Origin of the sequence: Mycolicibacterium setense (genome assembly GCF_000805385.1) — a bacterium.
Classification (GTDB): domain Bacteria; phylum Actinomycetota; class Actinomycetes; order Mycobacteriales; family Mycobacteriaceae; genus Mycobacterium; species Mycobacterium setense.
Map to the genome: position 1 here is coordinate 737,253 of NZ_JTJW01000008.1, position 13,993 is coordinate 751,245.

A 13,993-nucleotide genomic window follows, 5' to 3' on the forward strand; every position below is an offset into this window, starting at 1 on the left:
TTCGGTCCCATACCGATGCAGACGGAGGAGGAGTACCGTGCACCGATCATCGCGCCTGCCCGGCTCGCCCCGTCTGCTCCCTCAGCGAAGCGTGCGTTAGAGATGGCCGCCGACACTGCAGAGAGAAACGGCAAACGCGACCGTCCGGCGGCCAAGAAGAGTCAGAGCGCGACCAAGCTCACCGGCGCACCTGACGCAACTCCGGTCGATGCCACGCGGCGCACCGAGATTCTCAGGACCGCAAACTCCGTCATCGCTACCACCGGGCTACGCAGCTCGCTGCAACAGATCGCCGACGCGGCAGGCATTCTCGCGGGCAGCCTCTATCACCACTTCGAATCGAAGGAAGCCATCCTTGTCGAGCTGATCCGGCTGTACCACGCTGACCTGGATCGCATCGGCGAGGTCGCTTTGGAACTCCTCGACGAGCCTGACGCCGGCCCCGCAGCCGAACAGATCACCGCTCTCGGATGTGCAATCGCTCGGTGCGCGGTCGAGCATCGCGCCGCCCTACAGATGTCGTTCTTCGAGGGCCCGAGCAGCGATCCCGAACTCATCGAATTGACTGCCCGCCAACCGTCGAAGATCCAGACCGCAATGTTGCAAGCGCTGCGTGCCGGGCGCTGGAGCGGTGACGTCCGGTCCGATCTCGACCTTCCCACACTGGCAGACCGGCTGTGCCAGAGCATGCTGCATGTCGGCCTCGACGTCATCCGGCACAACGCCTCGACCGACCAAGTGGCCACACTGAAGTGCCGGCTGGCTCTGCAAGGTCTCGCCGCCGCTCCCCCTTCGGACATGGATCTCGATCGGTCGGACGCCTTCGCCGCGGCGCAAGCCGTCATCAACAGTTGGGACGAACCCGGGGACGACACCGACCTCAAGGCCGCGCATCTGCGTGCGGTGGCCCGCACGGAATTCGGTCGCCGCGGCTATGAGATGACGACGATCCGGGACATCGCGTCCGCCGCGGGATTGGGTACCGGGACCGTGTACCGCATCATCGGCTCGAAAGACGAACTGCTGATGTCGATCATGCTTGAGTTTGGCCGCAAGGTCGGCGGCGCCTGGGGCGAAATCGTGCGCACGGACTCCACCACCGTGGAAAAGCTCGATGCGTTGAGCTGGTTGAACATCAACGCACTCGACCAGTTTCCCGACGAGTTTCGCATCCAGCTGGCGTGGCTGCGCCAATCCCCACCGGATTCGGCAAATCCCGCATGGTCTTTCACCACCCGTATTCGCCAGATGAAAGCGCTTCTGTCCGATGGGATTCGCGCAGGCGAGATACGTATCGACAGCCCTACCGCAGACATGTTGACCCGCTGCATCATCGGTGAGCAGTGGATACCCGAGAACATCCTCCAGCAGATCGGCACCCGCAACGCGCTGATCCTGGCTCGTGACACCGTGCTGCGGGGCATTGCCGTCCGGGGCTCCTGACGTCCCGCGAGCAGTCCCCCGCTAGCGGCGCGGCAGCCCCAGCACCTGGGTGGCGATGATGTTGCGCTGAATCTCGGAGGTTCCGCCGGCAATGGTGCCGCCGAAGCTTCTGGCGTAGCGCTCGAACCAACTCGCGAAGTAGTGGTCGAGGTTCATGTGCTCGTACGGTCCCGAAGTGGTCGGGTGGATCAACCCGTCGGGCCCGGCCGCGGTCAGCGCGTTCTCGAAGGCATTGCGCTCGGCCTCGGATCCGAACAGCTTGAGCACCGACACCGACGCGGTGTCGGCTTCGCCGCGTGAGGCCCTGGCAAGCGCCGCCGACCCCATGGCCCGCAGGGCCTGGTAATCCATGATCGTGGTGGCGTACTGGTCACGCTCCAGCTCGGTCTTCGGCTGAAAGTCGGCCAGCATGTTGTCGATTCGATCGGCGAAGCCCAGCCACATCATGGTCCGCTCGTGACCCAGCGAACCGTTGGCCACACCCCAGCCGCCGTTGAGCGGGCCGACCAGGTTCTCGGCCGGTACGCGCGCGTCGGTGAAGAACACCTCGTTGAAGTCGAGGTTCTCCTCACCGGTCATGTCGGCGAACGGTCGGCACACCACACCCGGGGTGTCGGTCGGGATGATCAGCACGCTGATTCCCTTGTGCTTGGGCGCATCCGAGTCGGTCCGCACGAACGTCAGCAGGAAGTCGGCGTCGTGGGCGCCCGACGTCCAGACCTTCTGGCCGTTGACGACGAAGTGAGGCTCGTCCGAGTCCGAAACAAACTCAGCGCGGGTCCGCAGCGAGGCCAGATCCGAACCCGCACTCGGCTCGCTCATGCCCAGCGAGGCCGTCTTTTCACCGCGTAACACGGGCACGGCCCAGCGGCGCTTCTGCTCCTCCGAACCGAAGGTGAGCAGCGATGCCGCAATGATGTTGACGCCCTGGGGATTGAAGCTGTGATAGATCCGGCGCCGGCACAGCTCATCGAGGTGCACGAAGGTTTGCACCACGGTGGCATTGCGGCCGCCGAACTCCGGGGGCTGGGCCGGCAGCAGCCAGCCGTTGTCGAAGAGCAACCGCTGCCAGTCGCGGGCCCACTGCGGCATGTGCGACACCGAACGGGGCCGCTCCAGCGTGTCGGCCTCAGAAGGCAGATTGGCGTCGAGGAATGCGGAGAACTCTGCGCGGAACTCCTCGACGTCGGCATCGTAGGTCAGCTGCATGTCACAGTCCCCTGTAGGTCGTGCGGTACTCGGCGGCAATCACGGCTCGGTGCTCGGCAGCGCCGCCCAGGAGCAGTTCGCCTGCCTTGGCCCGCTTCAGCGCGAACTGCACGTCGTTCTCCCACGTGAAGCCCATCCCACCGAACAACTGCACGCCGTGGCGGAACACCACGGTCTGGCACTCCCCCGCCGCCGCCTTGGCCATCCTCGCCGCCAGGCGGCGCCGCGGATCGTCGGCGGCGATGGTCAATGCGGCGAAGTACGCCAGCGCACGGGCGCGTTCGATCGCCACGTGCATGTCGACAGCCTTGTGCTGCACAGCCTGGAACGACCCGATCGCCACGCCGAACTGCTGCCGCTGCTTCACATGTTCGAGGACGAGGTCCAGCGCCCGCTGGCAGGCGCCGACCATCGTGACGGCCATACCGGTCAGGGCCAGGTGATGAGCCTTCTCGGTGTCCACATGCCGGCGGTCCGTGTCATCGACATGCACGTCGTCGAATGACACCTCGGCCACGTGCAGCACCGGATCGAAGACGGCGCTGCGCGTGACGGAAACCTTGGCCGCGTCGACCAGGAACACACCGCCGTCGGTCACGACGGCCAGATTCTGGGCCCGGTCCCCGTCGAGGACGTGATGCGCGGTGCCTGAAAGCACCCAACCTCCGGCATCCCTGTTGGCCGACACACCGCTGTAGACGGCGGTGCCTGCCTTGGCCGCATCGAAGCGGTCGCCGGCCAGCGGTGCGTACTGCGTCATGGTCGCCAGGTAGGGCGTCAGATCGGTCGCCCGGCCGAGTTCCTCGAGCACGATGGCCAGTTCCACTGCATTCTCGGAGTCGGTGAGCTCCGTCCAGCCCTGGTCGATATAGCTCTGCCACAGCGGTGTCGCATCGACACCCTGTTCGGCCACTTCACGGACCAGCGTGGCCGGGCACTGCTTGGTCACCGCGTCGCGCACGGTTTCCTGCCATAGCCGCTGATCGGCATCGAATTCGAGTAGCACCCGCCGCCTCCTGCTGCACTGTCGCGTCGTCAGGAGAATAGCATTCTCTTTCTATGGTTCGCCCTTCTCCTCCAGGAAGTACCTGTTCTCCGCTGCAGTGCGCTGTGCGACTGATCAGCACCGGCGCTTACCTGCGAGAAAGGGCTGCGGCGTTCTGAGAACTATGTTCTTGCCATAGAAGAATATGGATCTAGACTGACTGTAAGGTCCGGCGTAACAAGCACGCCGTCGTCAGCGCGTGCACAGCTCGTTTCCGGACGGACATCGGAGGACAAGTCTTGGCCATCAACGACCCCGCGCGACCCGGCAGTGCGAGAACGCCCCTCATCGATGCCAGCGTGCACGTCTTCGTCGGTTCGAACAAAGACCTGCGGCAGAATTTCCTGAAGGAGCCCTTCGCCAGCCGCGGCTTCCCCGATTACGAGATGAACTGGTACGGCGCACCCGGCGGCGAGTACGCCAAGGGCACCAAGGGGCCCGATCGCCAGTACCCCGGCTCCGATCCCGCTATCGCCGCGCGGCATCTGTTCACCGACCGCGGCGTCGACCTCGCGATCCTGCACCCGATGACCCGCGGCATCATGCCCGATCGTCACCTCGGCACCGCACTGGCCGCCGCACACAACGAAATGATGGTGACCCGCTGGCTCGAGCACGACGAATACGGTGAGCGGTTCCGCGGCACCATCCGGGTCAACCCGGACGACATCGTCGGCGCTCTCCGCGAAATCGACAAGTACAAGGACCACCCGCGCGTGGTCCAGATCGGCATTCCGATGCAGTCGCGCGAACTGTATGGCAAGCCGCAGTTCTGGCCGTTGTGGGAGGCAGCCGCCGCAGCAGGCCTGCCGGTGGCCGTACACATCGAGGGCGGGGCGGGCATCCAGTTCGCGCCGACCCCGTCAGGCAAGACCCGGACCTATGAGCAGTACCTGGGCTTCATGGCGCTCAACTACATCTATCACCTGATGAACATGATCGCCGAGGGCGTGTTCGAGCGAACGCCCACACTGAAATTCGTCTGGGCGGACGGCGCCGCGGACATGTTGACCCCGTTCATGTGGCGGATGGATTGCTTCGGCCGCCCCCACCTCGAGCAGACGCCGTGGGCGCCCAAGATGCCCAGCGACTACCTCCCCGGACACGTCTACTTCGTCCAGGGCGCCCTCGACGGCCCTGGCGACACCGAATTCGCCGGTGAGTGGCTGAGCTTCACCGGCAAGGAAGACATGGTGATGTTCGGCTCCAGCTACCCGCACTGGCAGCTCAACGAACCGGAGATCCCGAGCGCGTTCAGCGCAGAACAACGCGAGAAGTTGTTGTGGCGGAACGCTGCCAAGTTGTACGGCCTGGAAGACGAGTTCGCCAATGCCGGATCATCGTCCGCGGTTGCGGCACAGTAGGTATCGGAGGGAAACCGTCATGACCATCACGACCAACCCACGGGTGCCTGCGGCCGAGCGGATCGCGGTTCGGTGCGTCGACTCCGACGTCCACCCCATGCCGCGGCGCGGCGAACTGATCGAGTACATCCCTGAACCGTGGCGCAGCAAGTACTTTCTGAGCCACAAGGTCGGCGAGCAGATCTACTACGATGCACCGGATTACGCACATGCCTACGCCATGCGCGTGGACGCGTTCCCGCCGGATGGCGAATTCGCCTGCAGTGACCCCGACATGGCGCTGCGTCAGCTCGTCATGGAAGCCGGCTCCGATATCGCCATCCTGGAACCGACCCACACCGAGAGCCGCCTCGGCGAAGCCACTGCCGCCTACTGCACCGCGGTCAACCATTGGCTGGCCGACAACTGGTTGGACTCCCACAACAACTGGCATGAACGGTGGCGGGGATCCATCTGTGTGGCCATCGAGGAGCCGCAGACCGCGGTCGCCGAAATCGAGCAGTGGGCTGAACACCCTTACATGGCACAGGTTCTGATGAAGGCCGAGCCGCGCCCGGCATGGGGTGACCCGAAGTACGATCCGATCTGGGCCGCGGCCACCAAGCACGACATCACCGTCAGCTGCCACCTGTCCCGTGGCGAGTACGAGACGCTTCCCACTCCCCCGGTCGGGCTACCCAGCTACAACCACGACTTCATGGTCAGCTACTCGTTGCTGGCGGCCAACCAGGTGATGAGCCTGATCTTCGACGGGGTCTTCGACCGGTTTCCGACGCTGCGCGTCGTGTTCGTCGAGCATGCGTTCACCTGGATCCTGCCGTTGATGTGGCGGATGGATGCCATCTATGAGAAGCGCAAGAGCTGGATGGACATCAAGCGCAAGCCGAGCGAGTACGTCAAGGACCACATCAAGTTCACCACCCAGCCGCTGGACTACCCCGAGGACAAGACCGAACTGTCCCGGGCCTTCGAATGGATGGAATGCGACAAGATCCTGCTGTACTCCAGCGACTACCCGCACTGGACATTCGACGATCCGCGCTGGCTGGTCAAGCACCTGCCCGAGCACGCGCGTGAGGCGATCATGTTCCGCAACGGCATCGAGACCTACAAGCTGCCCGAGACCGTTCCGGTCCTCGAGGGACAGGCGCGGGTCTTCTGATGAGCGAGCCGGACAAGCGCCCCCGGCTCGCGCAGGGGCGCGAGCACGTCGTCGCCACCGTGGACGAAATCCCGCCCGGCACACACAAGCTGGTGCCGATCGGCCGGCACGGCGTTGGTGTGTACAACGTCAACGGCACGTTCTACGCGATCGCGAACTATTGCCCGCACGAGGGCGGTCCGCTGTGTTCAGGCCGCGCGCGCGGCCGCACCGTGGTCGACGAGAGCGTGCCCGGCGATGCGGTGATGGTTCGTGACATGGAGTACATCTACTGCCCCTGGCACCAATGGGGTTTCGAGTTGGCAACCGGCACCACCGCGGTGAAGCCGGAATGGAGTATCCGTACCTATCCGGTGCGGGTCGTGGACAACGAAGTGCTGGTGATGGCGTAATGGGCGAGCTTGCGAGCGAATCAACGGTTCTGGCGGCGGTTCCGCAGCTCAAGCCGGGCGAGGAGACCATCGAGATCAACGGTGGCAATGTCGTCTACGAAATCCTCGGCGACACGGGCGATTTCATCGCACTGACGCCCGGCGGCCGGTTCAGCAAGGACATCCCTGGGCTGCGGCCGTTGGCGGAGGCCCTCGTCGAGGGCGGCTACCGGGTGTTGTTGTGGGACAGGCCCAACTGCGGGAAGTCCGACGTGCAGTTCTACGGGCAGAGCGAATCGCACATGCGTGCCGAGACGCTCTACCGGCTGATCACCGACCTTGAGATCGGACCGTGTTACATCCTCGGTGGCTCGGGCGGCGCGCGGGACTCGATGCTGACCACCATGCTGTATCCGGAGATCGTGCGAAAACTGGTGGTGTGGAACATCGTCGGCGGCGTATACGGCTCGTTCGTGCTCGGCGGCCACTACGTGACGCCCAGCATCCTTGCGGTACGCGGGCTCGGTATCGAGGGACTGCTGAACGTGCCGGAGTGGCGTGAGCGGATCGCGGAGAACCCGGCGAACCGGCAGCGCCTGCTCGATCTCGATGCCGACCAGTTCCTCAAGGTCATGTTGCGCTGGCTCAATGCTTTCGTGTCGAAACCCGGTCAGACCATTCCCGGTGTCCCTGACGAGATGTTCGACAACATCACGGTGCCCACCCTGATCATCCGCGGTGGAGAGAACGACTGGGACCACCCCAAACGCACCTCGCTCGAGGTCAGTTGTCTGATCAAGGGCTCCAAGCTGATCGACCCGCCGTGGCCCGAGGATGCCTGGGAACGCGCCGGCGAGAAGTTCGCCCAAAGTGGTGGTAAGACATTCTGCCTGTTCGACACCTGGGTGCAGGCTGCCCCGGCGATCGTCGACTTCCTGAGGTCGACGTGACATCCGGGTCGGCCGGCGAGCCCTCACACCGTCCGGATGTGCACCTCGCAGTTCAGCGAAGCCTCCAAGGCGGTGTGGATGCGACTTTCCGGAATACGTGCCAGGTCGGCCTTGTCCAGGGTCACCGTCACAACGTCGTAACCCAACGCGTCGGTCTCGACGTCGACGGACCGCTCGATGTCGCCCGTCAGTCCGAACCCGGCCAGCACGCCGCGGGCGTCCTCGTCGGTCCCGCGGCTGACGAAGGTGACCACTCCGGGGGTGGGCGAGGTGCCGAACGCCTTGGCGCACAATTGCATTGCGATGGTCTGCAGCTCTGGTGCGTCGTTTCCGGCGATGAGCACCTCGACCTCGCGACGATGCGCGGGCAGTCCGGCGAGTTGGTTGTCCAGCACCTCGGCGCCACGTTCATCCAGCAACTCACGAAGCGTTGCCATGCCGTCGGATAGCTCCTGGGCTCCGAGCTCACCAGCCGGGTCCACTCCGATGCGCACCACCGCAGTTCTCATGCCGGTAAGCCTAACCGGGGACGGGATGTGACCATGACAGCCGAACTGACGGTCGCGGCATGGCCGGGGATCACCCCGCGCCTGCTGCTCGACGGGCCGGAAGACGTTTCCGACTATCAGCGGGCCGGGGGCTATGGCGCCCTTGCCGATCCGGACCAGCTGCTGTCAGAGGTCCAGGCCGCCGGCTTGCTGGGGCGCGGCGGGGCGGCCTTCCCGATGGCGGTGAAGCTGCGCACCGTGCGCGACAACGGACAGCAGGGCGGCGCAGCCAAGGTCGGCTCAGTGGTGATCGCCAACGGCGAAGAGGGCGAGCCGGCCTCCATCAAGGACCGGTGGTTGCTACGCAACCGCCCCCATGCGGTCCTGGACGGCCTACGGCTGGCGGCCGGGATCGTCGGCGCCGACCGTGCCGTGGTGTACGTATCCGACGCCCGGGCCGCCGAGAGCGTCGAGCGGGCAATTGCAGAACTCCCCGGGGGCTTCGACGCGGTGGCGGTCGAATTGCTCACCGTTGCACCGGGTTACGTCGCGGGTGAGGAGACCGCCGCCGTGCATGTGGTCAACGGCGGACCGGCCAAACCCACCGACAAGCCACCGCGTCCGTTCGAGGAGGGGGTGGACGGGAAGCCAACGCTGATCAGCAATGTCGAGACCCTCGCACACCTGGCGTACCTGCATCAGCACGGTGCCCAGGCGTTTCGCGAACTCGGCACCGCGGGCTCACCCGGCACCTTCCTGGCCACGATTACCGGAGCCGGGCGTCCACCGGCACTGTACGAGCTTCCGCACGGCATCGCGTTCGCCGATCTGCTGACCCTGCACGGGGTATCGGCCGACAACGTCCGCGGTGCGCTGATGGGCGGTTACTTCGCCGGACTGATCAACCGCGACATCCTCGGCACCACACTGGATCACGAGTCCGTGCGGGCCTTGGGCAGCGGGTTGGGCTGCGGCGCGATCGGCATCCTCACCGATGAGTGCCCGGTGGCGGTCGCCGCGTCAGTACTGGCGTACTTCGACCGGGAGAACGCCGGCCAGTGCGGTTCGTGCTTCAACGGCACCGCCGCGATGGCGGCGGCGACGACCGGGCTGCGCGACGGTCTGGCCACCCAGGAGGATCTGGACCGGCTCAAGCGGTGGTCGGTGGTGCTGCGCGGCCGCGGCGCCTGCGCCACGCTCGACGGCGCGGCCAATGTGGCGGCCAGCCTGTTGACCCAGTTCCCGGACCTGGTCCAGCGCCACCTCGAAAACGGTTGTCAGATCTGCCGTTCCGGCGCGTTCACAGCCGCCCGGCCGTACGAAGTCGAGTCTGGGGAGGCGGTGGTGGCGGTATGAAGGTCAAGCTGGACCGCACGTTGTGCGATGGCTTCGGGTTGTGCGCCAAGCACGCGCCCGAGTACTTCCCACTGGACGACTGGGGGTACGCCTCACTTCACGGTGACGGCAACATTCCCGAGGCCGACGAGGAGGCCGTGCGGCGTGCCCTACTGGACTGCCCGGTGCACGCCATCATCGAGTTGAAGCAGACCCGGACGCAACGCGAGGCCGGTTAGTCCGGATCGGACATGAAAGTGCTGGATCACTCATCCCGAAAACTGGTAACGTGATTCTCCGCATAGAATAATTCGCTTACCACCGGAGTCGAGTTGTCACAGATACCGGGACGTCCGCTCCCGACGGTCACCACGCTCAACGAGTACTTCTGGACCGCGGGCGCCGATGGGGTGCTGCGAATCCAGGAGTGTCAGGACTGCAGCGCACTCATCCATCCGCCCCAGCCGGTCTGCCGCTACTGCCGCAGCCACAACATGGGCGTGCGCGAGGTATCCGGGCGCGCATCACTGGCCGGGTTCACGGTCAACCACCGGTTCGGATTTCCCGATCTGCCGCCTCCATACGTGGTGGCCGAGGTGGCCATCGCCGAGGATCCCCGGGTCCGGCTGACGACCAACATCGTCGACTGCGAATCCGAGGACCTCAAACTCGGAATGCCGGTGGAGGTCCAGTTCCAGCACATCGAAGACGTCTGGCTGCCGGTGTTCAAGCCGTCGGCCGATACCACCGCTACCCCGCCGGTCGCCGAACCTGTGGCACCCCAGGATGTCGGCAAGTACGTCCGGCCGATGTTGACCAAGGAGAAGTTCGAGGACCACTCGGCCATCACCGGCATCGGGATGTCCACCATCGGCCGGCGGCTGATGGTGCCGCCGCTGTCGCTGACCATCGAGGCGGCCGAAAAGGCCGTTGCCGATGCCGGTTTGACGTTCGACGACATCGACGGTCTGTCCACCTATCCGGGCCTGGACATCGCCGGTATGGGCGAAGGCGGCGTGAGTGCGCTGGAGGGTGCGCTCGGGCTTCGTCCGACGTGGATCAACGGCGGCATGGACACGTTCGGTCCCGGCGGCTCGGTGATCGCGGCCATGATGGCAGTCGCCACCGGAATGGCCCGCCATGTGCTGTGTTTCCGCACGCTGTGGGAGGCGACATTCGGCCAGCTGGTCAAGGAGGGCAAGATGTCCCCTCCGATGGGCGGCCGCACCAACAGTTGGCAACAGCCGTTCGGATCCACCTCTGCGGCACATACATTGGCCCAGAACGCCGGCCGGCACTTCGACAGGTACGGCACCACCCGGGAGACACTCGGATGGATCGCACTGAACCAGCGGGCGAATGCCGCGCTGAACCCGACCGCGATCTATCGCGATCCGATGACCATGGACGACTACCTGTCGGCGCGCATGATCACGACACCGTTCGGCCTCTATGACTGCGACGTGCCGTGTGACGGTGCGGTGGCCGTCATCGTCTCGGCCGTCGACGTTGCGCGCGATCTGCCCAAACCGCCGATCCTGTTCGAGGCCGTCGGCACCCAGATCATCGAGCGGCTCGACTGGGACCAGACCACGCTCACCCACGAACCGCAGGTGCTGGGCCAGAGCGCACACATGTGGTCCCGGACTTCGTTGCGCCCCGGCGATGTCGATGTCGCAGAGCTGTATGACGGGTTCAGCTTCAACTGCCTGTCCTGGCTGGAGGGGCTGGGCTTCTGCGGTATCGGCGAAGCCAAGGACTTCCTCGAGGGCGGTCACAACATCGCCCGTGACGGTGTCATCCCGCTCAACACTCACGGTGGACAGCTCTCGCATGGCCGGACTCACGGGATGGGCCTGATCCACGAGGCCGTCACCCAGTTGCGCGGCGAGGCCGGCGAACGCCAGGTCAAGGACGCGCGCGTGGCGGTGGCCAGCAGTGGAGGCCTGACCCCGAGCGGCGTGCTGCTGATGCGCAGGGACGACTGAACCATGCGCACCCGATGAGTACGGCCGATCCGCACCCCAGGGTGGTGATGGTCGACGGCGTCCCGATGTCGGCGTTGGTCGCAGAGGCACCCGACCCCCGCGCGGTTGTGGTTGCGCTGCACGGCGGGGCCACCACATCGGCATACTTCGACTGCCCAGGTCACCCGGAACTGTCCCTGCTGCGCAGCGGAGTTGACCACGGGTTCACCGTGATCGCTCTGGATCGTCCCGGATACGGCGCGTCGGCGGCCTACCCCGACGCCATGATGCGTCCCGACCAGCGGGTTGCCCTCGCGGTCGGCGCGGTCCAGCGCATCGCCGGTGCGGCGGCCCTGTTCCTCATGGGCCATTCGATGGGCTGCGAGCTGGCCCTACACCTGGCCGTGGCGCGACCGGAGGTGGTCGGCGTGTCACTGGCAGGAACCGGCCGCCGGTATCACCCGGCGGCGCAGCAACTGCTGAAGGACGCGTCACCCGTGAACCGGCCACGTGGTCTACGCGAGCTGCTGTGGGAACCGGCCCGGCTGTACCCGCCCGATGTGATCGGCGCGGGGCTGTCCGCAGGCGGCACGGCATACGAGGGCGACGTCATCAAAACCTGGGCGCGACAGGACTTTCCGGCACTAGCCGGGCAGACGACAGTTCCGGTGCAGTTCGTGGCCGGCGAGTACGAGAACGTCTGGGAATCCGATCCCGACGCACTGGCCGCAATTGGTGCGATGTTCACCGCCTCGCCGCGGGTGCAAACCGACGAACTCGCCGACAGCGGACACAACCTCAGTCTGGGGCTGACCGCCGCGAGCTATCACCGCAAGGTGCTGGCGTTCGCCGAACAATGCATGGACGACCGCGACCGCGAGCCGGTCAAACGCACTGTGAATACCGAAGTGGAAGTGGAGGCAGGTTGATGCGAGTCGGATTTATCGGGCTGGGTAGCCAGGGGGCACCGATGGCCCGGCGGATCGTGGAGGGCGGCTTCGAGACCACCTTGTGGGCACGGCGACCAGCCTCCTTGGAACCCTTCGCCGACACCGGCGCGAAGACGGCGGGCTCGCCCGCCGAGCTGGCCGCCGCCAGCGATCTGGTCTGCCTGTGTGTCGTCGGTGACGACGACGTCCGCCAGGTGCTCGACGGTGAGACCGGTGTTCTGGCCGGGCTGGCCCCGGGCGGCGTCATCGCCATCCACTCGACCGTGCACCCGGACACCTGCCGTGAGCTCGCAGAGAAGGCTGCCGCGCAGGGTATTTCGCTCATCGACGCCCCGGTGAGCGGCGGCGAGCCCGCCGCTTCGGCCGGCACCCTGCTGGTGATGGTCGGCGGCGACGAGGAAGTCGTCGAGCGGGTTCGTCCCGTGTTCGCCACCTACGCCGACCCGATCGTGCACCTTGGCGGTGTCGGCGCCGGTCAGGTCGCCAAGATTCTGAACAATCTGCTGTTCAGCGCAAACCTGGGCGCCGCCATGAGTGCGCTGGAACTCGGTGAGGCACTCGGGGTTCCACGTCAGGCACTGTGCGAGGTGATCACCCGCGGTTCGGCTACCAGCAAGGCGCTCAACAGCATCGCCATGTTCGGCGGGACCCTGGACAACCTGGCGCCGATCGCCGGTGCGCTGCTGCAGAAGGACTGCCGGCACGCGGCCAGCCTCGCCGACGACGCGTCGGCCCCCCAAGGTGCAGTGTTTGACGCCGCCGACAATGCGCTCGCCATCATGAAGCACCCGCGCTGATGCGCGTAGGTTTCATCGGGGCCGGCCGGATGGGCGCGCCGATGATCCGTCGCCTGGCCGAGGCGGGCCACCAGGTGCAGGCTCTGGGGCGCGACGACGACAAGCGTGCTGCGGTGGCCGAACTCGGTGCACAGCCGGTGGATTCGGCGAGCGCGGCCGTCGCCGGAGCCGACGTGACGATCGTCTGCGTGTTCACCGACGAGCAGGTGCGCGCTCTCTGCCCCAGTCTGATCGACGAGATGCCCGACGGTTCGGTGCTGGTGGTGCACACCACGGGCAGCCCCCGCACGGCTGAGGCTCTGGCCGAACGCGGCGCGGCACGCCGCATCGCGGTCGTCGACGCTCCGGTCAGCGGCGGGCCGCATGACATCGCGGCCGGCACCGTCACGGTGTTCGCCGGCGGCGACGACGATGCGGTCGCCCGCGCTCGCGAGGTGCTCACGTCCTACGCCGATCCGATGCTGCACGTCGGTCCCGTCGGGTCGGGCCAGCGGGTGAAACTGGTGAACAACGCCTTGTTCGCCGCGCAGATCGGTGCGGTGGCCGAAGGCGTGCGGTTGGGCGGCCGACTCGGTATCGACGAGGCGACGCTACTGACCGCACTCACCCACGGCAGCGCCGCAAGCCGGGCCCTCGGCGGCATCGCCGCCACCGGGTCGGCCGACGCCTTCATCGCCCGGGTCGGCGAGTTCATCGGCAAGGACGTGGCCGTCGTCCGCAGAACAGCCTCTGAACTGGACAGTGACCTCGGTCGACTCGAGGGTCTGCTCGACGCCGCACTCAGCTGATTCAGCTCGACATCCCGACCTGATCAGCACGCATTTCGCGCTTTTCAAACGATCTCAAACGGACTACTGTTAGCGTTACAGTTCCACACTTTCCCGTAACGTGTCACAACACTTCCGGCCCAGC

At 65.9% G+C, this 13,993-nt stretch carries 14 protein-coding genes; 11 read left to right on the top strand and 3 right to left on the bottom strand.

Annotated features, from left to right (window positions below):
* The first annotated feature begins 102 nt into the window (after positions 1-102).
* Positions 103-1,443, top strand: coding sequence for a TetR/AcrR family transcriptional regulator (locus QQ25_RS21760; RefSeq protein ID WP_039381181.1), 1,341 nt, complete (start codon positions 103-105; stop codon positions 1,441-1,443).
* A gap of 21 nt (positions 1,444-1,464) precedes the next feature.
* Here the strand turns inward: QQ25_RS21760 and QQ25_RS21765 are convergent, their stop codons facing one another.
* Both QQ25_RS21765 and QQ25_RS21770 read right to left on the bottom strand, forming a co-directional pair.
* On the bottom strand, positions 1,465-2,652 hold the full coding sequence (locus QQ25_RS21765) for an acyl-CoA dehydrogenase family protein (RefSeq protein ID WP_039380942.1): 1,188 nt from the start codon (positions 2,650-2,652) through the stop codon (positions 1,465-1,467).
* A gap of 1 nt (position 2,653) precedes the next feature.
* Positions 2,654-3,658 (bottom strand): acyl-CoA dehydrogenase family protein, encoded by a 1,005-nt coding sequence (locus QQ25_RS21770; protein WP_039380944.1) that lies wholly within the window; start codon positions 3,656-3,658, stop codon positions 2,654-2,656.
* Positions 3,659-3,936: 278 nt separating this feature from the next.
* Between QQ25_RS21770 and QQ25_RS21775 the strand changes: the two genes are divergently transcribed.
* The 4 genes from QQ25_RS21775 to QQ25_RS21790 are packed head-to-tail and all read left to right on the top strand — an operon-like array spanning position 3,937 to position 7,544.
* On the top strand, positions 3,937-5,061 hold the full coding sequence (locus tag QQ25_RS21775; RefSeq protein ID WP_052235950.1) for an amidohydrolase family protein: 1,125 nt from the start codon (positions 3,937-3,939) through the stop codon (positions 5,059-5,061).
* 19 nt (positions 5,062-5,080) lie between these two features.
* Positions 5,081-6,223, top strand: coding sequence for an amidohydrolase family protein (locus QQ25_RS21780; protein ID WP_039380946.1), 1,143 nt, complete (start codon positions 5,081-5,083; stop codon positions 6,221-6,223).
* Positions 6,223-6,615, top strand: a complete 393-nt coding sequence (locus QQ25_RS21785; protein WP_039322657.1) for a Rieske (2Fe-2S) protein — start codon at positions 6,223-6,225, stop codon at positions 6,613-6,615. Before QQ25_RS21780 ends, QQ25_RS21785 begins: the two co-directional genes overlap by 1 nt.
* On the top strand, positions 6,615-7,544 hold the full coding sequence (locus tag QQ25_RS21790) for an alpha/beta fold hydrolase (protein ID WP_039380947.1): 930 nt from the start codon (positions 6,615-6,617) through the stop codon (positions 7,542-7,544). The genes QQ25_RS21785 and QQ25_RS21790 overlap by 1 nt, the downstream gene beginning before the upstream one ends.
* Before the next feature lie 23 nt (positions 7,545-7,567).
* Here QQ25_RS21790 and QQ25_RS21795 read toward each other — a convergent pair whose 3' ends face one another.
* Positions 7,568-8,053 carry a hypothetical protein gene (locus tag QQ25_RS21795; RefSeq protein WP_039322662.1) on the bottom strand — a complete coding sequence of 162 codons (486 nt, stop codon included), beginning with the start codon at positions 8,051-8,053 and terminating at the stop codon, positions 7,568-7,570.
* A gap of 27 nt (positions 8,054-8,080) precedes the next feature.
* Here QQ25_RS21795 and QQ25_RS21800 point away from each other — a divergent pair, with 27 nt between their 5' ends.
* From QQ25_RS21800 to QQ25_RS21825, 6 genes are all read left to right on the top strand, one after another.
* Positions 8,081-9,388 carry an NADH-ubiquinone oxidoreductase-F iron-sulfur binding region domain-containing protein gene (locus QQ25_RS21800; protein WP_082017628.1) on the top strand — a complete coding sequence of 436 codons (1,308 nt, stop codon included), beginning with the start codon at positions 8,081-8,083 and terminating at the stop codon, positions 9,386-9,388.
* Positions 9,385-9,606 (top strand): ferredoxin, encoded by a 222-nt coding sequence (locus QQ25_RS21805; RefSeq protein ID WP_039322665.1) that lies wholly within the window; start codon positions 9,385-9,387, stop codon positions 9,604-9,606. Before QQ25_RS21800 ends, QQ25_RS21805 begins: the two co-directional genes overlap by 4 nt.
* A 93-nt stretch (positions 9,607-9,699) precedes the next feature.
* Positions 9,700-11,355, top strand: coding sequence for a thiolase C-terminal domain-containing protein (locus QQ25_RS21810; RefSeq protein ID WP_039322667.1), 1,656 nt, complete (start codon positions 9,700-9,702; stop codon positions 11,353-11,355).
* A 14-nt stretch (positions 11,356-11,369) separates the two neighbouring features.
* The gene (locus QQ25_RS21815) at positions 11,370-12,263 is read left to right on the top strand and encodes an alpha/beta fold hydrolase (RefSeq protein WP_039380948.1); all 894 of its coding nucleotides are present in this window, start codon (positions 11,370-11,372) and stop codon (positions 12,261-12,263) included.
* On the top strand, positions 12,191-13,081 hold the full coding sequence (locus tag QQ25_RS21820) for an NAD(P)-dependent oxidoreductase (protein WP_324607900.1): 891 nt from the start codon (positions 12,191-12,193) through the stop codon (positions 13,079-13,081). Before QQ25_RS21815 ends, QQ25_RS21820 begins: the two co-directional genes overlap by 73 nt.
* Positions 13,081-13,869: an NAD(P)-dependent oxidoreductase gene (locus tag QQ25_RS21825; protein WP_039322674.1), complete on the top strand. Its 789-nt coding sequence runs from the start codon at positions 13,081-13,083 to the stop codon at positions 13,867-13,869. The genes QQ25_RS21820 and QQ25_RS21825 overlap by 1 nt, the downstream gene beginning before the upstream one ends.
* Positions 13,870-13,993 lie beyond the last annotated feature (124 nt).

Coding starts and splice junctions, on each gene's coding strand:
- QQ25_RS21760 (WP_039381181.1), top strand. CDS start 103: ATGGCCGCCGACACTGCAGAGAGAAACGGCAAACGCGACCGTCCGGCG.
- QQ25_RS21765 (WP_039380942.1), bottom strand. CDS start 2,652: ATGCAGCTGACCTACGATGCCGACGTCGAGGAGTTCCGCGCAGAGTTC.
- QQ25_RS21780 (WP_039380946.1), top strand. CDS start 5,081: ATGACCATCACGACCAACCCACGGGTGCCTGCGGCCGAGCGGATCGCG.
- QQ25_RS21785 (WP_039322657.1), top strand. CDS start 6,223: ATGAGCGAGCCGGACAAGCGCCCCCGGCTCGCGCAGGGGCGCGAGCAC.
- QQ25_RS21790 (WP_039380947.1), top strand. CDS start 6,615: ATGGGCGAGCTTGCGAGCGAATCAACGGTTCTGGCGGCGGTTCCGCAG.
- QQ25_RS21795 (WP_039322662.1), bottom strand. CDS start 8,053: ATGAGAACTGCGGTGGTGCGCATCGGAGTGGACCCGGCTGGTGAGCTC.
- QQ25_RS21805 (WP_039322665.1), top strand. CDS start 9,385: ATGAAGGTCAAGCTGGACCGCACGTTGTGCGATGGCTTCGGGTTGTGC.
- QQ25_RS21815 (WP_039380948.1), top strand. CDS start 11,370: ATGAGTACGGCCGATCCGCACCCCAGGGTGGTGATGGTCGACGGCGTC.
- QQ25_RS21820 (WP_324607900.1), top strand. CDS start 12,191: ATGCATGGACGACCGCGACCGCGAGCCGGTCAAACGCACTGTGAATAC.
- QQ25_RS21825 (WP_039322674.1), top strand. CDS start 13,081: ATGCGCGTAGGTTTCATCGGGGCCGGCCGGATGGGCGCGCCGATGATC.